Raw genomic sequence first — 20,331 nt, 5'->3', positions numbered from 1 at the left:
TTATTGAACTAGGGTAGGAAGCAATGAGATCGAGCAATTCCGGTCTTCATCGATACCTTTCGCATCCGGACGGTGTTTGAAATGATTCATATTCTCGTAAATATGAGCCGCATTTTGTTTAAGGAACTCATCATCCAAATCAATGGATGATACGACAATTTGCTCATCCTGTAATTCAACGACGCGAAATGCTTGCTCATCTAAACAAGCTGCAGTCTGAATGAATGTCCAGTTGTTTTCTTTTACGATTGAATCACAATGCATATGGCCATTGAAATAGACGCCGATGCCTTTCTTTTGTTCTAACAATCCCCGCATATCAATGCTTGGGTGAATGGATCCGTTGTTAAGTTCTGATCCTTTTGTTGTGTTATGAACAGGATGATGCGCGAATACAAGCAACGGCTTTTCTCCTGAATTTTGAATGACGTGCTCAAACCATTCCAATTGCTCGTCATCCATCCAGCCGCCCCAGCACTCGTAATCCAATTCTCGAGCAGTATCCAAAAATGCAAAAACCGCCTGCTCTGTCTCGAATGAATGGTACTGTTTCTGTCCTGTCAAAGCGAGCAGTTCCTGCTTCGTTAATGAGTAATTGTCATGATTTCCTAACACATGAATGAATTCACGGGAATCGCCGATCAATGAATAGATGCTGTTCAATTCGTGCGCCATGCCGTAATTCGTCAAATCACCGAGAGAGACGTGCAAACGTGCGTCGATCGCCAAAAACTGATCAATGAATTCTTTGTAAAACGATTCACGCGCCTCTAACAATCCAGGTACTCTTTCATCGACTGCCGGATAATGCAAATCACTGAACAATGCAATTTTCATGGAATTCTCCTCTCAAAATGGATTCTACTCCATCATACCGGCTGAATGTAAAGCGCATATGGCTAACTTGTTAATTGAGTGTTAAATCTTATGTTGGCACCTTTGGCTAACAGGATCATCAGCGTGACAGACCATTTACAGCCCCCTCAGCTCCTCATTCAATTTCGCCGCCTGCTTTCGAAAGTACATGTAAAACGAGAACCAAATGATCGAATAGAAGACAATGAAAATGCCGAGCATGCCGATGAATCCTTTCATCGTGAACGGAATCCACCCAATGATGAACGCGACGATGAAATACAGAACCGACACACAAATGAAATGTAAAGTTGTTTGCACTGGCAACGTTAATTTTTCATTCTCGAAGAGCAATGGAGTCACTGTGAAGAACCAGCCGCAAAAGACAGTGCCGAGTGCGTTTTTCCCGAGAATTGCAGCATCAAGAGAAGCTCGATCGCCAATATAAATAACCGCCAAGATTGTAACAATTGCCAGAAATGAGCCGAAGAAAATGCCCAATATACTTCTCGTTATAAACGTCTTCATCCGTTTTTCCTCCTGTTCATTTTGAGCGCTTCCTTGATGCTGCTCACGTACGTCCGTGATACATACTCTTTCGCTCCGGATTTAAAGTGGACGACTAACGTGCCATTGAAAGAGGCTTCAAAACGGCTTAGCTCATGGAGGTTGGCAATGACCGATTTCGATAGCCTGATGAATTTCGCAGAAGGCAACATTTCCTCGAGCTCATAAAGCTTCTCCTTCAATGAAAAGGAGCCGGCAGCAGTGACTGCCAAGACGCCCTCCTTTTCCGTATGAAAGTAATGAATCTCGTCGGGCTTCAAAATATGTTGCATCTCGCCATCCCTTCCGACGAGAAACTCCGTTTTCTTCCCCTTTAAAAAATCAAGGATTTCCTTTATCGAATCATCCACTTCATTGCAATGGATTGTCACTTTCGTCTCTTCGTAAATCTCATCAATGTCCAGTGAAATTTTCATTTCGTACATCTCCTTCTCGGTTCCTATTAGTAGGATACCATTTGAAGGAAGATTTTCGCAGACTATTTCCAAAACGTAATATGAGTAGAGAGAGAGCTGTAACAATTAAGATATAGCCGATGGAAATGAACGTAGCACTATCCCATTCCAACTGTCCGTTCCACACAGCGATGAAGATCTGATTCATATGATAGATCGGGTTGAAATCGGCAATGACTTGCACGAACTTTGGCATCATGGCAATCGGCATCGTGAATCCGCCTGTGAACATGACGACTTGAAAGATGACAATGGAGAAAACAAGCGCGCCATTCATGCTTGTGAAAAGAGAGTAGATCGCTGAAGAAATGACGAGCAATGCCGCATTCAACAAGATGAACGTAACGAATGCCAAGATGAAATTGAGCGGCTGGAATGAAAGATTATAAGCGATCATGCCGATGAGGAATACTAGGAAATAGCCAAGACTCGTAATGATAATCGACCTCAATATATTCGATAGCAGTAAGGTCCTTTTCGGCACAGGCGATAAAATAATTCGTTTTTCTACGCCAGTCGTACGGTTCATCACTTGATCAAACCCGAATGCGAAAAAGACGACACCGAATGTGATGAGCAAAATGAATGACGGGGTATACGTCTCCGCATAATTAAGATTGCCAGCATACGTGGCGTCGCCGAAAAGCTGCCCCATAAATAAATATGTGACCGGTGGAACGATGATCGTAAATACCATATAAAAAATTTCCCGTGTAAACATGAGCAGATCATATTTCAATTGAGTTAGTAACATTTGAATTCCTCCTTATATAGACACTTTTGATAAGTAAAAGTCGTTGATTGATTTGTAACCGGTAGACAAAATTCCTTCCGTAGAATCGAACACTTCATTAAGACCTTCATTCAACAGCATCACTTTGTCGCAATACAATTCGACTTCGTCCATATTATGTGTCGTTAAAATAACCGTGCCGCCTGTACGTTTGTTGTAGTCGGTTATATACGTCCAAAGCATATTTCGCATATGCGGATCTAACCCAGTTGTCGGCTCATCTAAAATGAGCAATTTTGGTTTGGATAAAAAGGCGATCGCTAGACTAACAATTTGCTTCCAGCCTCCTGATAATTTATCGAAGTATTTTTTACGGTGCGGTTCCAATTTGAAATCACTGACGATCTGTTCAATGTCTACAGTTGAGTTGTAATATGCTTTGAATAGCTTTAGCAATTCGATCACCTTCAGCGTTTTATAAAACTGCGTCGGCTGCAGAACGGCTGATATGTTCTTGCGTATATGTTCAATCTGACTCGTCGTTAACGTACTCAATTCCTTGCCCAATACGGCGACATTCCCATTGTCGTATGGCTTCAACGTCATTAAAATTTCTAGAAATGTAGATTTTCCTGCCCCGTTTTTGCCGATGACTCCAATGATTTCTCCGGCGTTCGCTGTAAAATCGATTCCCCTTAAAACGTTGTTCTCCCCATATGCCTTTTGCAAATTGCTGACCCGCACAATTTCCATTTGTAATCCCTCCGTCGCTGTTCTTTGTACTCTTACTATATCCAGCCAATACGAATCAGTCTGCCGGTTTTCGATGACCGGTCGTTTTTCCACGGTCAGTTGCAAAAAAGCACCAGTCAGTTACATTCGATAAAAAGGAGAATGCATAATTATAGTGGAATCTAGTAGTAAAGAGAGGTGACTCAATTGGTTTCATTACAACCAAAAAAACGAAGCAAACTAAGGATTTTTGCAGGAAAGAAAGTGTATAGGCTGAAACGTTATAGTGAATGGATATTTGACGGGAAAAAGTATGCGCGAAAAAGGCTTGCCGATAAGCTTCCATATGTAATTATGAAACATCGTACTCCTTTGCTAAGGCAATTGAAGGACGTCGACATGCAGCTGCAAAGGAATAAAGTAATGAATCTTCAACTCGCCGCGAAGCGATTGCATAAAATTGTCATTGAACCAGGAGAAACTTTCTCATACTGGCGTCTTATTGGAAGTACGACGAAGCGGAAAGGGTATGTGGACGGCATGATTCTCCATTACGGAAAAGTGACTGTCGGAACAGGCGGAGGGCTTTGCCAACTGTCGAACCTAATTTATTGGATTACATTGCATACACCTCTTACCGTGACGGAGCGCTATCGCCATAGCTACGACGTCTTCCCTGATTCAAACCGAAGTCAGCCATTCGGCAGCGGGGCAACGTGTGCTTACAATTATTTGGATTTGCAAATAAAGAACGAAACACAAACGCCATACCAGTTGATGATCTATTTGACGGATACATATCTTACCGGCGAATGGCGCTCGATTGCGCCGGCGACACGGACGTATGAAATCTACGAGAAAGATCATCATTTCACGAGGGAATTATGGGGCGGCTACGTCCGTCATAATTCGATTTTTCGGAAAGTATACGACACAAGCGGGAACCAGATCGACGATGAATTCGTCACAGAGAATCATGCGATAACAATGTATGAGCCGTTTCTTACATACGAGGGGGATGAGAAATGATTGTTATGATCAATGGGGCGTTCGGTGCTGGAAAGACATCCGTTGCGGATGAACTGCTGCGTAGATTGGACGGAGCGATGCTGTTTGATCCAGAAGTTGTCGGATTCATGCTGAGGCATATCATTCCGGAGGATGTAAAGCTGGAAGATGAGAAAACGGGAGATTTTCAAGACTTGGAAATGTGGAAACCATTGACGGTCGAAGTAGCAAGACAGTTACGTGAGACTTATGGCAAGGATTTGATCGTGCCGATGACAATTTACAATAAGGACTACTTCGATGCAATTCGTGGCGGATTTTTACAAATTGACTCTCAAACGTACCACTTCTGTTTGACTGCAAAAAAGGAAACAATCCATCGCCGGTTGCTTGAACGAGGGGAAGAGGCAGGCAATTGGTGCTTCGCGCAGACAGATAAATGTCTCGCAGGCTTTGAAGACGCTTGCTTTGAACGATTCATACCGACAGATGACGTCAGTGTCGAGGAGATTGTGGATTTCATATGCAAAGAGATTGGAGCGCAGTCAATATGTTAGGTTTGGATAAAGATGTCGTTGCTTTGACGCCATATCGTCAAGAATGGAAAGAACTTTTCTTGCAAGAGAAGGTGTTATTGGAATCGCTCATTGGCGAGTATATTATTGACATTCAGCATATTGGAAGCACGGCGATCGAAGGGATTTCAGCTAAGCCGATGCTTGATGTCCTGATTGGCGTCAGGTCAATAGATGATGTGAAGAAATTCGATAAATACCGATTGAAGGACGTGGACATTTATCATTTGGGCCGTGTCGAAATCGAAGGGAAGGCAGTGTTCGCCAAGTTCTCAGATTTGGATGAGTTGACGAAGACACATGTTTATCATGTTGTGGAATATGACGGTGACTGGTGGAAGCAACATACACTTTTCAGGGATTATTTGAATGAACATCCTGACATCGCGCGAGAATATGAATCATTGAAAAAGGAATTAGCTTTGAAATATCCCGACAATGAGCGGCAATATGCCGATGCAAAGAAAATGTTTGTGGATAAGGTATTGAGGTTAGCTATGGCGGATGGCCAATAGGAAGTTGAAAGGGGTCGCCAATGATGACAATTATTCCGCAACATATCGCAATTATGATGGATGGAAATGGACGATGGGGAAAGCGAAAAGGACTTACTAGAAGCCAAGGGCATTATGCCGGTTCCAAAACGATGGAAAGGATTATTATGGACTCTATAGATATAGGAATTAAAGTGTTAACCTTGTATGCATTTTCCTCCGAGAACTGGAAACGGCCAGAAGAGGAAGTTCGCTATTTAATGGATTTACCCGGAAGATTTTTCAATGAAAAACTACCGAAATTTATGAAGAACAATATAAGAGTGTATATATCAGGGGATATTGATAAATTGCCAATGCATACTAAATTAGCGGTTCAATCAGCGGTAAATGAAACGAAAAATAACAATGCTTTAATTGTTAATTTTGCATTAAATTATGGTGGAAGAAACGAAATACTATTTGCCTTAAAAGAAATCATCGAAGGTATTAAGGAAGCTAAATTATCAATAAGTAGTATCGATGAAGAACTAATAGAAAACTATCTTTACACAAGAGGTTTACCAGATCCGGAAATTATTATTAGAACCGGTGGTGAGAAAAGACTTAGTAATTTTTTATTATGGCAATCTTCGAAGTCTGAACTATGGTTTACTGATACTTATTTTCCGGATTTTAATAAAAAGTTATTACTTCAAGCAATTAAAGATGTCCAAGATCGAAAAGAACTATCAAGTTAGTATATTATAGTTTGAACAAAGTTCAGACAGATGATGGAGGCAATCATCATGAGAGCATTTAAACAACTCATCCATTTCGGCTGGCAGCAGGCTCTTTCCTGTTTGTTCCCAGTCGTTATTTTCGCCTCCTTGGCGCTGACAAAAATCATACCACTTCCCTTTCTCCCCCGATATGACTGGCTTCTGATCATTTGCATTCTCATGCAATGGTGGATGTTGCGTTCAGGGCTGGAAACAAAAGATGAACTAAAAGTAATTACGTTGTTCCACGTTATCGGACTCACTCTTGAAATTTTTAAGGTGAATATGGGGTCGTGGTCTTATCCAGAGGAAGGATATTTCAAAGTTTTTGGAGTGCCTTTATATAGCGGCTTCATGTACGCAAGTGTGGCGAGTTATCTATGCCAAGCGTGGAGAAGGCTGGATGTCGACCTTATTAAATGGCCGCCTTTTTGGATAGTGGTGCCTCTCGCATCTGCGATTTATTTAAATTTTTTCACCCATCACTATTGGATAGACATTCGTTGGTGGTTATCTGCCCTTGTCATCATCGTCTTTTGGAAATCATGGGTGAGCTATAAAGTGAATGGAACCCAGTACCGGATGCCAATTGCCTTTTCATTTGTCCTTATCGGATTTTTCATATGGGTAGCTGAAAATATCGCAACGTTTTTCGGTGCCTGGCAATATCCAAACCAAGCTGATGCATGGAGTCTCGTTCACCTTGGAAAAGTTAGCTCATGGCTTTTATTAGTGATTGTCAGCTTTCTTATCGTAGCGACATTGAAGCTAGTGAAAGGGAAAAACCCGTAAGATCAATGCAATCTTAACAAACACTTTACATCATACTTTGTCCCTATGACCTATAATCGTAATTGACTATAGATTGTTAAGGGGATGCTATGATTTGAGAATGACAGTCGGGAAAAAGTTATGGATTGGTTTTTTAGCGATTCTATCAATAGTGCTGTTAGTCGGAGCATCCGGATTATGGGCCCTATCCAAGTTGGATGGAGAGTACCGTTATTTAATTGACGAAAAAATTAATAATGTCGTGCTCCTGGAACAATTATTATCAGCGCAACATGCCGATGCGAAAAACATCCGGGGCTACATCATTTACAAAGATGAATCATATATCGAACAACGTAAAGAAATTATGGATGCTATTAAGGAAAAAATAAAAGCGTTAGATAAATCGATACATACGCCATCCGACCGAGAGATTATGAAAGAAATAAAGGAGACATCTAAAAGTGCTGAGCAAATCAGTGAACTGATTGTTCGGGATGTACAAGCAGGGAATACGGAAAGTGCGATGGACTTGGCGAAGGAAGTTTCGTTTTATCAAGAAGAGGTTTCTGCTAACCTTCAGCAGCTCATTCACCAGCAAAAAACCGAACAGAAACATACTGAAGAACAGCTACAAACCGTATTGAAGTGGATATATGTAAGTATTGGGGGCTTAATCGGCATCGCAGTCGTGGCGAGTATCGTCATTGCCCGAATCATGAGCCGTAGCATTGCTCGACCGGTAAGAAAGATGACTGCATCTCTTTCACAACTGGCAAACGGAGATTTTACAGCAGGGCCGATTTCCGTCCGAAACAAAGATGAAATAGGGGAAATGGCCATTGCGCTGAATGGAATGACAGAAGACTTGAGAGAAATTCTTACAACCGTCAAAGAATCTGCTGTCCAACTTGCAGTCCATGCAGAAGAATTATCCGCAAGCTCGGAAGAAAGTCTTGCCGCCTCGGAAACCGTTGCAGAAATAACTGAACGGAATTTGATGGCGAGTGATGTCCAAGTAACGAAAGTGAATGAATCTAACCGTTCATTGAATGAAATGCTAAAAGGAATTACCCGAATCAGCGATGATAATGAAAGAATGCAAAATGCATCGACGGAAGTTGCAGTGCTCGTTACGGATGGGGCATCACGGATGAAAGAAGTGACTGAGCAAATGGGTAAAATCAGCTCGTCCATTAAGAAGTCGTCCGACACGATTGGTCAACTGGCGACCCATTCGGAAAAAATCCGCGAAGTGACTTCGGTTATTACGATGATGGCGGAGCAGACGAACTTATTGGCGCTGAATGCAGCAATTGAAGCTGCGCGCGCGGGGGAACATGGCAAAGGATTCGCTGTAGTAGCAGAAGAGGTGCGCCAACTTGCAGACCAATCGAAGCGTTCAGCAGGACATATTGGCCGAATGATCGATGAGATGGTGCATAACGTCGAAAGAACAATCATAACAGCGGAAGAAGGCAATTTATTTATTGCCAAAGGAAGGGAATTATCAGAAGGTACTGGAGATGTGTTTCAACGGATTGAAAGTGCAACAGTAATGATGAACGATGCAATGAATGCTGTCTCTACAAATATTCAGGAAGTCAGGTCAATGACAGATATCATCTCTGCTGAATCGCTAAGCGTACAAGATCTCGCTTTGCAAACATCAGCGGAAGCTCAATCCGCAAGTGCAGCGACAGAGGAACAGCTATCCGCAAATGCAGAAATATCATCACATGCACAGACGTTGGCTACTCTTGCGGATAGGCTACTTAGTGATGTAAACCGGTTTGCGATATCTGAGTAATGGAGTATGGGGGAATTAATGGTGAGAGCGATTATATTTGATTTTGATGGGACATTGGCGAATACATTGCCAATTTGTTATTACGCATTTCAAAGTGTGTTTAAAGAATTTGATAATAGAGAGCTTACACCAAACGAAATTTTAGGTATGTTCGGTCCTTCAGAAGTTGGCATTATTAGAGAAAATCTTTTAAGCCCTCATAAAGAAGAGGCGATTGAGCATTTCTATCAACAATATTCACAGTCCCATAATGAATTAGTGGAAGCCAATCACGACATATTTGAATTAGTCACGTCCTTAAAAGGGACGGACATAAAGATAGGGATCTTCACAGGCAAGGCAAAAAGAAGCTTAGATATATCCTTGGAAAAATTACATTTGGAGGGGTTGTTTGATGTCATCATAACCGGCGATGATGTACGCAATCCAAAGCCTGATCCAGAAGGGCTATTGAAAGCTTTATCTATATTAGATGTGAAAAACTCCGAAGCGATATTTGTTGGTGATAGTGATGCAGATGTAATTGCCGGAAAGCAATCCGATGTTTTTACAATTGGCGTTCAATGGCTGCCTGAATATCAAACTGCAACATTTAGCGAGCAACCAAATTTGCTTATGAATAGCGTGACGGAATTTAAGGATTACGTAAAGGCGGGGGTCAAATGAGTACGCCATGGTTGGATTGGGCAAAAAGGATTCAAGCGTTGTCTCAGTCGGGGTTAGCTTTTTCAAAGGATATATATGATATCGAGCGTTACGAAGAGTTACGTCAAATTAGTGTAGAGATTATGGCGGCGTATACTGACCTTGAAATTGAGAAAATTGAAGGCTTGTTTACGAATGAAACAGGCTACCAAACGCCAAAAGTGGACGTTCGAGGCGTCGTTTTTAAAGATGGTCAAATATTGATGGTGAAAGAAAATATCGATGATCAATGGGCTTTGCCGGGTGGTTTTTGTGATATTGGATTATCTCCTTCAGAAAATATAGTGAAGGAGATTAAAGAGGAATCTGGTTATGATGTCATTCCGGTGAAATTACTCGCCTTACTGGATAAAAACAAGCATCCGCATCCTCCAGAACCATACCATTACTATAAAATTTTCATTTTGTGCGAAATTATCGGAGGGAAGCCAGCTGTAGGACCGGAAACGAATCAAGTTGAGTTCTTTTCGGAACACAATTTACCCCTTCTTTCTACGAATCGAAATACTGAATCGCAAATAAAAACAATGTTTGAATACTTGAAGGACCCTGAAAAAGAAACGATATTTGATTGATATTTTTCCTGCAGATTACCGTTCAATGGCTTGAACGGCCTTTTTTATTTATGATCAGTAATATTGGGAAGATTAAGGAAACTGTTGATGAGCTATAACGTATACGTACTATTACTAAACTATGAGTGTTAGGAGAATGATTATGGCCATGGATTTGCATGCATTTATCCCTCATTTGACTGAAGAAAGATTGTCCGCTTTCTGGACGGATTTCCAGGTAGGTTCGTATGCGTTATATACAGATGAATCTGTGTATTTGTTTCATCATCCTGCCTATCCTGAGACAATGCAATCTTTTGTACAGCTTCCATGGAGTGAGGAGTTTGCTGGGAATACGTCGATTTTGTTTCATGATTACCCAACAGCCATCGTCCAAATGGACAGCGGTATAGATGAGAACCGTTTGTACTCAGTACTTGCGCATGAGTTGTTTCATGGATTGCAGTATGTCAAAGGCGAGTCAAGGTTCCCAGATGAATTGCTCGGGATCACGTACCCGCTAGTTGCCGAGAACGTGGAGTTGCGCCAACAAGAGCGGTTTCATTTGTATAATGCTGTTACCGCGATGGGCGCAGCAAAAAGAAAACATCATTTAAACCAATTCATTTTGTATCGGGAAAAAAGAGCAGAAGTCATCGGTCCATTTATGAAATATGAGCAGTTGATTGAAACGGTTGAAGGTCCTGCATTTTATGTAGAGTTACATGCGTATGTTGCTAAAAGCGGTATTTCAAAGGAAAGAGAAATCCAGTCTTACGGTGAACCTTTGCTTGACATAGCAGATGCAACAAGACATTTACGTAGAAGTTGCTATAGTGCTGGGTTGTTCCTTTGCATTCTATTAGACGAAATTTCCCCAGGATGGCAAGCGGGCTTCATGCAATCCGAGTTGACGTTATACGAGTATTTCAGACAGTTTGTCGATCATATTCAAGAAAAGCCACTAGCGAGTGATTCACCAGTGGACATCAGTGGACTCGTCACCACTATAATGAACGAGCGAGATGAAAGGATCGCGGAATCTCTCCGGCAGGCTAAATATGTACTCAACATTCAGGGAGAAATCAAAGTTGCAGGAATTGACCCGATGAACATTATTGCCAGCGGAAATAAATTGCTGCACCAAAATTTTGTTCGTTTGAAGATGAATGAACAGGATTATTTATTTCGGCGGCCAGTCATCGCTTTGATAGAAGACAGCATCTTTAGTTGCAAACATGCTCAAATTCTGTTGAATGAGAAATTGGTTGTAGAAGAAGGAGAGATTTTCATTCCGGGTGTCGGGAGCGTTGAAGGCAGATTCGATGAAGTAGAATCGACTTTGTGGATATAAAACGATTGTCTTCGGAATAGCTTAGAATGAATTTATAGTGTTACTATTCCACCGTTAGTAGAATCCTCGTATTCAACTAATAGTTGATAGGCGGTTTTAGGGCGATATGCTACGCTGAATGTACAGTGCGCGCTGAAACTTATTGGGGAGGTTGTTTGGATGTTGGATACACTAAAGGTTGGGAGCTTTATATCAAAGCTGCGGAAAGAAAAAGACTGGACACAAATGGGATTGGCGGATCGTTTAAACGTAAGTCATCAAGCTGTTTCCAAATGGGAGCGTGGCGATTCGTTGCCGGATATCGGGACGTTGATGCAGCTTGGGCAAATTTTTGGTGTGTCAATCGACGAGTTGATGAATGGGGGAGCCGATAAGGAAAGCTCGACTTATATCCATAATCTCGGCCGGATCATGACCGGGTTTACTGAAAACCGTCGGGACGAAGTTGCTAAGATGATCAATACGGGAGAAGCGGATATGGAAGGGTTGATTGAAGTGGCACCATTACTTAAAGCAAGCGAATTGGCGGAAGTGACAGAGCGAGTGGACAAGCGGTTGTTCAACCAAGATTTAGTCGTCCGATTGGCTCCATTTGTCGAAACTGAATTGTTGGATGGATTGGTGACAGAGGCGATGGAAGACGACGTCGATATGAAATTTGTTCAAAAACTGGCTCCGTTCATTAGCAGAAATGCTTTGCTCCGTTTAGTTGATAAAGCAAATAAGGATGGAATGGATTTGAATGTCGTTGTTCGCCTGGCACCGTTTATCGGGAAGGAAGCCGTAGATGAACTCATTGAGCAAGCGATAGATGAAGGAATTGAATGGAATCTCATCGTCCGCTTGGCACCTTTCTGCAGTAAGGAAAAATTAATAAGCTTAGTAGACCGGACTGTGGATGGCAAGTTGGATTCGAGTTTTCTCATTTCGCTTGCGCCTTTTCTCGGAAGGGAATCTTTGAAACGGCTTGTGGATGAAAAGGAAATTGGCAATATGGATCCAGAAACGATTGCGAGATTAGCGCCATTTGTTGACAAGGGGACACTAAGCGGGTGGATTCAAGCATTATTAGTAAAGTGAGAAGTGAAGCAGCACTGTAAATTCGGTGCTGTTTTTTTATCTTGACGGAGTATGAATTATCTGGCAAGTGAGAACAAGCGTATGGTATAATATGAGAAGACAATATCATAGTTTCCAAGGGCGGTCAGCATCTGCTTATAGCAGTGATTACAAAAGTGTTGTCACAAAAGAAAAATCCACCCTTGAGTTTTAGCGGACTCGGGCGGATGATATCCTAACGTGACGCTGATTCCCAAATGGAAACAATGTCTATAGAAGTTCCGCAATGATGCTACCACATCGTTGCGGTCCTTTTTGCTATATTTTCTATCTATTAACAAGTGGAATTTTTAAAGTCTATTAATTAAAAGAATTTAAGTCTGCAAATGTGATCAGGGGGAAATGTGATGTTGATAAATAATCGGTTAGCCATTCGGGAATTGATTGAAGAAGATAAAGTCTCCTTGGCCAAGTGGCTGTCCGATCCTGTGGTTCTCCAGTTTTACGAGGGGAGGGACCGACCGTTGGATCTGACGCAAGTCGAAGAGGATTTCTTCGGGGATGCAGAGGAAGAGACGAGGTGTCTCATTTTATACGATGAGAAGCCGATAGGATATGTGCAATTTTATCCGGTCGGAGATGAGGAAAGAAGGATTTATGGTTATTCTGATCTATCAGAAATTCTCTATGGGATGGACCAGTTTATCGGCGAACCTGATTATTGGAATAAAGGAATCGGGACAAAACTCGTTGAAATGATTGTTGCGTATTTATTGACCGAAAAAAATGCAGACCGCATCGTTATGGATCCGCAAACGTGGAATGAGCGGGCAATCCGTTGCTATGAGAAATGCGGGTTCAAGAAAGTGAAGCTTTTGCCGAAGCATGAATGGCATGAAGGGGAGTACCGGGATTGCTGGTTGATTGAATATATCGGGAAGTGAAATTGTGCATATAAGAGATCGAGGATCTGCCGTTATTATTGAGGGAGATAAGGTTGCACTCATTAAGAGAAATCGTGATGGAGAGGAATATTACGTCTTTCCAGGCGGCGGAATTGAAAAAGGTGAAAGTCCTGAACAGGCAACAATTCGGGAAGCTTTCGAGGAGCTAGGTGTGCGGATTGATGTAATAAAATGTCTTGGGACAGTCGAATTCAATGGCAAGCAGCATTATTTCATTGCCAAGATTGTCGGTGGGGAATTTGGAACAGGACAGGGCGAGGAATACGAAGAAAGCCGTAACCGGGGAATCTATGAGCCAATGTGGATCCCTATTGCCAAGCTAGACTCGTTGGACATTCGACCGAAGGAGATTGCGAAGAGATTGATTGAAAGAATGGAAATTTGAAAAGTGGTTGGAGGAACCAGGGATGAGAAGAATGAAAAGAATGAAAGCACCATTTGCAGCCAAACGATTTGTCGATGAAGAATTCCCTCATTGCCAAGCTGCGCTTCTCGCGGGAAGTGTTATTAGAGGCGAAGAAACCCCGACATCTGATCTGGATATCGTAATTTTTGATAATCAAATCGAAGAAGCCTATCGTGAATCCCGTATTGAATACGGCTGGCCCATTGAAGTATTCGTACATTCTTTGACTTCCTATAAAAACTACTTTAGAAATGATGCTGAAAGAGCACGTCCTTCGTTGCCGCGAATGGTGGCGGAAGGAATTGTGTTGAAGGACTCCGGAATTTTATCAACTATTAAAAACGAAGCTGCGGAGCTGTTGAATAATGGGCCTGCCCCTTGGTCGGAACAAACGTTAATGATAAAGCGGTATATGTTGACAGACGCACTTGGGGATTTGATAGGCACACAAAATGAAGCAGAAGCTCTTTTCATCGCCAATACACTTGCCGAAGCAATCCATGAATTTGTACTACGAACGAACGGGCAGTGGATCGGCGCTTCCAAATGGATCGTGCGGGCTTTGAAACAATACGACGAGGATTTTGCGGATAGATTTGTGGAAGTATTTGACATATTTTATAAAACGGGTAATCGAGAAGGAATCATCAAAATCGCAGATGAAGTACTAGCACCATTTGGCGGGAGATTATTTGAAGGGTATTCTGTTGGGAAATGAGGGGTTGAAGATGACGGTCACATACGTTGATTGGGGCGGACATAAGTTGAAGCTCACGTGGATGAAGGACGTGATGCCCGCTCGGGAGTTGATTACAAGTGTGCATGCTTTTTGTTTTCATGAGGGGCGGCTGCTCATGGTTAATTTGAATGATCGTGGTTGGGACTTCCCAGGAGGACATATTGAGGTCGGCGAAACAGTAGAAGCATGCGTCTGTCGAGAAGTGAGGGAGGAGGCTTATGTGACTGGTGATTGCACGTTGTTGGGTGCCATTGAAGTGAATCATGAAGAGAATCCGTTATGGAATCCATCCAGCCCCTATCCGAAAGTGGGCTATCAAGTGTTTTACCGGATGGACATTGCGGAATTTCTCCCGTTTGACGCGGGTTTTGAATCGTCGGAGAGGATGCTGATCCAGCCAGAAGAAGCAGCTCACTATCATAAGGGATGGCAGACGGGCTTTGATGAAATTATGGATGTGGCGCTTCGTGTTCATGGATTATCTATTGAATAAAGTGAAATATCTATCGGATACCTGAAAATATCCATTGAATAACGAGAGTTATCTATTGAATAAAGAAAGTTATCTATTGAATATCGAAAGTTATCACCAATACGGGACCTTTGGTTTATAAAGAAGAAAGGTGTTCAGCTCAAATGAAGATACGAAAATTACAGCACCATGAAACACCGCCATATGATTTGCTTCTACTTGCCGATCCTTCACGTGAACTTGTAGAAGCATACGTAGCAGAAGGAGAATGTTATGTCGCGGAGGAACAAGATGACATAATCGGAGTATTGGTTATCGTGCCGTTGACTAACGAGACAGTGGAGATTAAAAACATTGCAATACGCGAAGACAAACAAGGACAAGGGATTGGCAAGAAATTGCTTGGTGCAGCTATCGAGGTAGCAAAAAGTAACAGCTATAAATTCATCGAAATCGGAACGGGAAACTCAAGCATAGGTCAGCTTGCGCTTTATCAAAAGTGCGGATTTCGTATTTCGAATATCATCAAAGACTTCTTCGTACAGCATTATGATGAAGTCATCATGGAGAACGGCATTCAATGCATGGATATGATACGGCTCAGGCTGGAAATTTAGCAAATGGAAGAGGGAAAAAAGATGCGAATACCAGAGAAGTTAAAACAGGGAGATGAAATCCGGATCATTGCACCAAGTCGGAGTGCAAGCATTTTATCCGAAGAAGGCGTTCACACTGCAAAGGAACAGTTAGAGAATTTAGGTTTCAACGTTACATTCGGCAAACATGCTTTTGACAAAGACCTTCAAAACTCCACTTCTATTCAGCAACGAGTAGAGGATTTGCATGAGGCATTTCGGGATAAAAATGTTAAAGGTATATTGACGGTCATTGGCGGGTTCAATTCGAATGAACTCTTACCATATATTGATTATGAGTTAATAAAAGAGAATCCGAAAGTGTTCTGTGGATATAGCGATATTACGGCTATCGGAACAGCGATATCGACGCAAACTGGAATGGTTACATATTCTGGTCCACATTTCTCGAGCTTTCAAATGAAGAAGGCGCAGGAATACCAAACTCATTTCTTTAAACAATGTCTCATGCAGGATGCGCAGTTTGAATTGGAACCATCTGAACAATGGAGCGATGATGCATGGTATTTGGATCAGGAAAATCGTGTCTTTGAGGAGACGACTTGGAAGACATATAACGAGGGGACAGCGAGCGGCAAGCTTTGGGGCGGCAATTTGTGCACTTTGAATTTGCTGCAAGGAACAAAGTACATGCCTGAGATTGAAAATGCGATTCTTTTTGTTGAAGATGACGAGATGACAATTCCAGAAACGTTCGCGAGGGATTTAACGTCTTTATTGCAAAATGCGCAGTCCATAAAAGCTCTCGTCATCGGCAGATTTCAACGAGCATCGAAAATTACAGAAGAGCAATTGCTGTTCATTCTCGATAAGCAACCAATGTTGAAGGAGATTCCTGTGGTATATGATGTGGATTTCGGCCATACACAGCCGATGTTTACATTCCCGATTGGCGGAAAGGTGCAAGTGGATACATCAAAGGATGTATTGAAACTTGTGACGTTTTGAGCTGAAGATCTGAAGAAAATTTAAATGAAAACACATATAAACGTTTTTTTCTTTACATGTTCAATGTTTTGTTCTCCAAGTTATTTGTACTAATTAGTAAAAGGTACTGCATTTATTTTCTTGCTCATACGTTTATCCCTGTCGCTCATTACATTGTAAATGAATAAATTTACTTATAAAGGGCAATCTAATCCTGAGAAAAAGTTTGAAAGGATTGGATTAATTTGTACTACTACAAAGAAGAGCTTATAAATATTATTACTCCCGATAAGCCAGACCCTGAAGCGGCAAGGGTTATGCAAGAAATATTAGGCGGTCATTTTGGTGAAATGAGAACGATGATGCAGTACTTTTTCCAAAGTTCCAATTTTAGAGGGAAAGAGACACAATATCGGGATTTGCTCCGGGGCGTTTTCTTGGAAGAGATAGCGCACGTCGAACTAGTACAAAATACAATAAATCAACTATTAAATGACTCTGGCCATTCAGCTGCACCAGGAAACTCCGGCATCGATCATGCCCCACTTAATGATGCAACGAGACATGCCAATCCACATCACTATATTATTGGTGCGCAGTCTTCTTTGCCGGTCGATGCTTCCGGTAATCCTTGGAATGGATCTTGGGTTTATGCGCATGGTAACCTCATCTCAGATCTACTCGACAATTTGGTGCTTGAATCAACAGGAGTTCTCCAAAAAACTCGCATTTACGAAATGAGTTCAAATAAGACTTTCCGTGAAACGCTCGCTTTTCTCATTGTTCGTGATAACGCACATCAAAATGCTTTTGCGAAAGCTTTGGAGACTTTAGGCGTGAATTGGGGTAAGATACTCCCAATTCCTAACTATGATATAAACAAGTATCCTGAATGCAGAAAATATGTAGAGATGGGTTTTCATAATGCACAATTTAACTTTAGGTTGGACCCTACACGCATAGCCGAGATTTTTCAAGGTGAGTCTCCAAGTAGAAATGAAGGCACTCTTAATGTAACTGACCCTCCTAAAGGTTTTCCAGTACCGATGATGCCTGATATGCCAAATGAACATAGTCCAGGAATCCAAGACATGAACCGCTAATTTTACCCCCCTAGTCAAAACACTAGGGGCTTTTGTATTTTCATTACCTTAACAATCATGTGGTCCCTCTTATTGTCACAAATTAGTCGGGAGACAAACAGCGACTTTCCCATTACGCTAAAAGTAACAGATGTGAAGTTTTCGTGAGGGGGTTGCTGTGATGAGGTGGATGTTGATTCCGATGTTGTTGTTTGCCGCTGTTATGATGACAGGTTGTGTATATGAGTATACGGAGGAAGATGGCTATCGGATGGCGGTCATCAATGAAGGATTTCCGGTTCCGAAAAATGCCTATGAATTGAAGCCAGAGGATTGTACGTCAGAAATTGCGAAGTCGGCGAAGTATAAGTTGAAGGGAATCGGGGATGAAGAGGGAACCCCGCCTGCAGACTATTTGGAGGAAATCCAAAGATGGGGATGGACCGAGCTTGAAGACAAGCGGGTCGGCCATGTTCATTACTTTGAGAAAAAGGGCAAAATCATGTCACTCATCATTCAAGAAAATGTGTTTGATGTGTTTGAGATGAGTGATGATGTGGAGTTGTAATTGGGGGTATATGGGATGACGGCATTCACCACGTTCAATACATTTTTAAATCAGTTGGATCAGAAGAAGATATTTTACCGTTTGAGCAAGATCCGTCCAGAAAGCGTCCTTGTTGAGATTGCAGTACCAGGGCAACGGTGGGAAGTCGAATTCATGGATGATGGAACCGTAGAGATCGAGAAGTTTATTGCTGAAGGAACTATGCATGACGCAAGGGAATTGGATGTACTTTTCAAAGAGTTTTCGGATTGAGTCTATAAGTGCTCACGGAACATTGGATGATAAATCTAATGTTCCGTGGGTACTTTTATTTTTAATAATCATTAACCAAAAACATCCATATACCTTCCGTATGGATGGTATTGATGTTATAATATACATATTAAAGTAAGGGGGATGGTAAGTGTGGCGGAATCAGAAAAGATTACAATCAATATGAACGTCGTCGATTTGGGGAAAGTCGATTTATTGGTTGACCAAGGGTTTTATTCCAACAGAACAGATTTCATTAGGACTGCAATCCGTAGTCAATTGGAAACACACGCCGAAGAAGTGAAGGACATCGTAATTAGGAAATCGTATGTCGTCGGGGTAGTGCGATATGGAAGAAAAGAGTTAGAAGAACTTCGAGACTCAAGGACGAAGGTTGATGTGAAAGTGGTGGGATTGCTAGTGATTGCGGAGGATGTCGATGCTGAACTTGTAAAACAGACATTGGCTTCGGTACAAATAAGAGGTGTATTGAAAGTAAATGCAGATGTGAAATTGGCTATACAGCAGCTATGAAAAGACGCCTCCCGGTGAAATTGGCCAGGGAGGCATTTTGATTTATTTATTGTGAATTTCCAAAAACGACCTGAATCCTTTCATTCTTCTCGTCCTCGTTAATATATTCAAAAAATCCAAGCTGATTCCCCCAAGGGTCAGAGAAAGTTGCCCATTTGACAGGAACCTCGTCCCTTGAATGAAGCTCAAAGTTTTCTGCTCCCAATTCTTCCTGAATCCGAATGCGTTCTTCTTCTATGTCAACAACCCCTAAGCGAATTGGACCAGAATTTATGGAAGGCTCACCTTCAGCAACTTGAAGCCAACAACCAGGTAGTAGCTCCCATTCTGCAAACCCTTCATGTGGTATAAAATCAGGTTCTCTTTTAAGTAAGATCGTATACCAATGTTGCCCTTCTTCAAATTCAGAAACACGAACTTGTATCGTCATTTCATAAATCATTTAATCACCTTTTCACGTCATTCAAACAAAGCAACTTTAGGGTCCTTCCCAACACAATACACAAGCATGGAATGCAGCTGTCCACGATGGTGATAAAGATGAGAAGAGATTTCTAACAGCCATTCAAACCGCGTATAGGAAACGCCCCAGTAAGAAGTTGTCGTTTGCCTTAGTTCTTCCTCTGTATATTCAAGATAGCGATTTTCCAATAAAGCGAAGTTAGCAAGCAGGGATTCCTTCATTTCAGGAATGGTTTGAAGACGATTAGAGGAATAAAAGATGCTCATCTGTTCCTCGGAAGCTTCGTCTGAAATGAGCAGGTCCGCCTGGCATATCAATGAAATATGGGCTACCAGCTGCCCAATGGAAAACTTGTTTTCCGTTGGTTGAAAAACTAAATCGCTCGTCTCTAATTTGTCCATAGTGTCAGCGATAGTTCGTACTGCTATCGAAATCTGATTCAAAGCTGTTTTTACATACATATTCATATTGTCACCCATTCTTTCAATAGGAGCAGATCTCTATACAATTACCATCTAGATCCTCGAAGATGAAATACACAGCTCCCGCCTCCTGTATATCCTCCACCCGTTTACTATGTATTGTAAGGTGGGCATGCGCTTTCTCAATAGCTGTTGTATACAAACTGAAAAGGCTATATTTCCGTTGTAAATTAAATTCATGTTTATTAATAAACAGCGTGACAGATGTATCTCCGAAACTAACTGCTTGATAAATCCCGTTGTCATCCTTCCATCCGGGTTTACCACCTAACACTTCAACATACCAGTTAAGTGCTTTTTCTAGATTGTGAACGGGAATGAAGACGGTATCAATTCTTTCAAATAGCATAGA

General features: G+C 41.8%; 28 protein-coding genes. 20 read left to right on the top strand and 8 right to left on the bottom strand.

From position 1 onward, the window contains the following. The 5 genes from AC0L13_RS18070 to AC0L13_RS18050 form a co-directional block, all read right to left on the bottom strand. On the bottom strand, positions 1 to 837 hold the full coding sequence (locus AC0L13_RS18070) for a metallophosphoesterase family protein (protein ID WP_473642067.1): 837 nt from the start codon (positions 835 to 837) through the stop codon (positions 1 to 3). Between the two features lie 135 nt (positions 838 to 972). Then, positions 973 to 1,383, bottom strand: a complete 411-nt coding sequence (locus tag AC0L13_RS18065) for a DUF3021 domain-containing protein (protein WP_473642065.1) — start codon at positions 1,381 to 1,383, stop codon at positions 973 to 975. Further along, entirely contained in the window at positions 1,380 to 1,838 is a 459-nt protein-coding gene (locus tag AC0L13_RS18060) for a LytTR family DNA-binding domain-containing protein (RefSeq protein WP_473642063.1), read from the bottom strand. Before AC0L13_RS18060 ends, AC0L13_RS18065 begins: the two co-directional genes overlap by 4 nt. Further along, positions 1,816 to 2,631 (bottom strand): ABC transporter permease, encoded by an 816-nt coding sequence (locus tag AC0L13_RS18055; RefSeq protein WP_473642061.1) that lies wholly within the window; start codon positions 2,629 to 2,631, stop codon positions 1,816 to 1,818. Before AC0L13_RS18055 ends, AC0L13_RS18060 begins: the two co-directional genes overlap by 23 nt. Before the next feature lie 12 nt (positions 2,632 to 2,643). Then, complete coding sequence (locus AC0L13_RS18050; RefSeq protein ID WP_473642059.1) at positions 2,644 to 3,363, bottom strand: ABC transporter ATP-binding protein; 720 nt, start codon at positions 3,361 to 3,363, stop codon at positions 2,644 to 2,646. A 186-nt stretch (positions 3,364 to 3,549) separates the two neighbouring features. Here AC0L13_RS18050 and AC0L13_RS18045 point away from each other — a divergent pair, with 186 nt between their 5' ends. From AC0L13_RS18045 to AC0L13_RS17950, 20 genes are all read left to right on the top strand, one after another. Then, positions 3,550 to 4,371 (top strand): VanW family protein, encoded by an 822-nt coding sequence (locus tag AC0L13_RS18045; RefSeq protein WP_473642057.1) that lies wholly within the window; start codon positions 3,550 to 3,552, stop codon positions 4,369 to 4,371. Next, positions 4,368 to 4,907: an AAA family ATPase gene (locus AC0L13_RS18040; protein WP_473642055.1), complete on the top strand. Its 540-nt coding sequence runs from the start codon at positions 4,368 to 4,370 to the stop codon at positions 4,905 to 4,907. Before AC0L13_RS18045 ends, AC0L13_RS18040 begins: the two co-directional genes overlap by 4 nt. Next, positions 4,874 to 5,440: a GrpB family protein gene (locus AC0L13_RS18035; protein ID WP_473642054.1), complete on the top strand. Its 567-nt coding sequence runs from the start codon at positions 4,874 to 4,876 to the stop codon at positions 5,438 to 5,440. The genes AC0L13_RS18040 and AC0L13_RS18035 overlap by 34 nt, the downstream gene beginning before the upstream one ends. A 20-nt stretch (positions 5,441 to 5,460) precedes the next feature. After that, entirely contained in the window at positions 5,461 to 6,159 is a 699-nt protein-coding gene (locus AC0L13_RS18030; RefSeq protein WP_473642052.1) for an isoprenyl transferase, read from the top strand. Between the two features lie 48 nt (positions 6,160 to 6,207). Then, positions 6,208 to 6,972, top strand: coding sequence for a DUF817 domain-containing protein (locus AC0L13_RS18025; protein ID WP_473642050.1), 765 nt, complete (start codon positions 6,208 to 6,210; stop codon positions 6,970 to 6,972). Positions 6,973 to 7,072: 100 nt separating this feature from the next. After that, the gene (locus AC0L13_RS18020) at positions 7,073 to 8,761 is read left to right on the top strand and encodes a methyl-accepting chemotaxis protein (RefSeq protein WP_473647115.1); all 1,689 of its coding nucleotides are present in this window, start codon (positions 7,073 to 7,075) and stop codon (positions 8,759 to 8,761) included. An 18-nt stretch (positions 8,762 to 8,779) separates the two neighbouring features. Then, positions 8,780 to 9,427, top strand: a complete 648-nt coding sequence (locus AC0L13_RS18015) for an HAD family hydrolase (RefSeq protein ID WP_473647113.1) — start codon at positions 8,780 to 8,782, stop codon at positions 9,425 to 9,427. Beyond that, the gene (locus tag AC0L13_RS18010; protein ID WP_473642048.1) at positions 9,424 to 10,041 is read left to right on the top strand and encodes an NUDIX hydrolase; all 618 of its coding nucleotides are present in this window, start codon (positions 9,424 to 9,426) and stop codon (positions 10,039 to 10,041) included. Before AC0L13_RS18015 ends, AC0L13_RS18010 begins: the two co-directional genes overlap by 4 nt. Before the next feature lie 142 nt (positions 10,042 to 10,183). After that, positions 10,184 to 11,374 (top strand): hypothetical protein, encoded by a 1,191-nt coding sequence (locus AC0L13_RS18005; protein WP_473642046.1) that lies wholly within the window; start codon positions 10,184 to 10,186, stop codon positions 11,372 to 11,374. Positions 11,375 to 11,533: 159 nt separating this feature from the next. Continuing rightward, positions 11,534 to 12,454: a helix-turn-helix domain-containing protein gene (locus tag AC0L13_RS18000; protein WP_473642044.1), complete on the top strand. Its 921-nt coding sequence runs from the start codon at positions 11,534 to 11,536 to the stop codon at positions 12,452 to 12,454. Positions 12,455 to 12,837: 383 nt separating this feature from the next. Beyond that, entirely contained in the window at positions 12,838 to 13,377 is a 540-nt protein-coding gene (locus AC0L13_RS17995) for a GNAT family N-acetyltransferase (protein ID WP_473642042.1), read from the top strand. Between the two features lie 10 nt (positions 13,378 to 13,387). Continuing rightward, positions 13,388 to 13,783: an NUDIX hydrolase gene (locus AC0L13_RS17990; protein WP_473647110.1), complete on the top strand. Its 396-nt coding sequence runs from the start codon at positions 13,388 to 13,390 to the stop codon at positions 13,781 to 13,783. Positions 13,784 to 13,805: 22 nt separating this feature from the next. Continuing rightward, a complete protein-coding gene (locus tag AC0L13_RS17985) occupies positions 13,806 to 14,522 on the top strand; it encodes a nucleotidyltransferase domain-containing protein (RefSeq protein WP_473642040.1) in 717 nt (238 codons plus the stop codon). A gap of 10 nt (positions 14,523 to 14,532) precedes the next feature. After that, positions 14,533 to 15,036, top strand: coding sequence for an NUDIX hydrolase (locus tag AC0L13_RS17980; RefSeq protein ID WP_473642038.1), 504 nt, complete (start codon positions 14,533 to 14,535; stop codon positions 15,034 to 15,036). 143 nt (positions 15,037 to 15,179) lie between these two features. Continuing rightward, positions 15,180 to 15,632: a GNAT family N-acetyltransferase gene (locus AC0L13_RS17975; RefSeq protein WP_473642036.1), complete on the top strand. Its 453-nt coding sequence runs from the start codon at positions 15,180 to 15,182 to the stop codon at positions 15,630 to 15,632. A gap of 21 nt (positions 15,633 to 15,653) precedes the next feature. Continuing rightward, positions 15,654 to 16,619 (top strand): S66 family peptidase, encoded by a 966-nt coding sequence (locus AC0L13_RS17970; protein ID WP_473642033.1) that lies wholly within the window; start codon positions 15,654 to 15,656, stop codon positions 16,617 to 16,619. Between the two features lie 224 nt (positions 16,620 to 16,843). Next, positions 16,844 to 17,701: a manganese catalase family protein gene (locus tag AC0L13_RS17965; RefSeq protein ID WP_473642031.1), complete on the top strand. Its 858-nt coding sequence runs from the start codon at positions 16,844 to 16,846 to the stop codon at positions 17,699 to 17,701. Between the two features lie 160 nt (positions 17,702 to 17,861). Then, positions 17,862 to 18,248, top strand: coding sequence for a hypothetical protein (locus AC0L13_RS17960; protein ID WP_473642029.1), 387 nt, complete (start codon positions 17,862 to 17,864; stop codon positions 18,246 to 18,248). 15 nt (positions 18,249 to 18,263) lie between these two features. Then, on the top strand, positions 18,264 to 18,500 hold the full coding sequence (locus AC0L13_RS17955; RefSeq protein ID WP_473642027.1) for a hypothetical protein: 237 nt from the start codon (positions 18,264 to 18,266) through the stop codon (positions 18,498 to 18,500). 153 nt (positions 18,501 to 18,653) lie between these two features. Further along, entirely contained in the window at positions 18,654 to 19,034 is a 381-nt protein-coding gene (locus AC0L13_RS17950; protein ID WP_473642025.1) for a CopG family transcriptional regulator, read from the top strand. A 46-nt stretch (positions 19,035 to 19,080) separates the two neighbouring features. On the opposite strand, the gene AC0L13_RS17945 is transcribed toward AC0L13_RS17950, so the two are convergent. The 3 genes from AC0L13_RS17945 to AC0L13_RS17935 are packed head-to-tail and all read right to left on the bottom strand — an operon-like array spanning position 19,081 to position 20,328. Further along, positions 19,081 to 19,476: a VOC family protein gene (locus AC0L13_RS17945; protein ID WP_473642023.1), complete on the bottom strand. Its 396-nt coding sequence runs from the start codon at positions 19,474 to 19,476 to the stop codon at positions 19,081 to 19,083. Positions 19,477 to 19,493: 17 nt separating this feature from the next. Next, a complete protein-coding gene (locus AC0L13_RS17940; RefSeq protein WP_473642021.1) occupies positions 19,494 to 19,964 on the bottom strand; it encodes a DinB family protein in 471 nt (156 codons plus the stop codon). Positions 19,965 to 19,980: 16 nt separating this feature from the next. After that, the gene (locus AC0L13_RS17935) at positions 19,981 to 20,328 is read right to left on the bottom strand and encodes a VOC family protein (RefSeq protein WP_473642019.1); all 348 of its coding nucleotides are present in this window, start codon (positions 20,326 to 20,328) and stop codon (positions 19,981 to 19,983) included. Positions 20,329 to 20,331 lie beyond the last annotated feature (3 nt).

Source organism: Sporosarcina sp. QA0331 (assembly GCF_055808055.1).
Note: the sequence above shows the minus strand (reverse complement) of the source record. Positions and strands in the feature narration are given on the sequence as shown.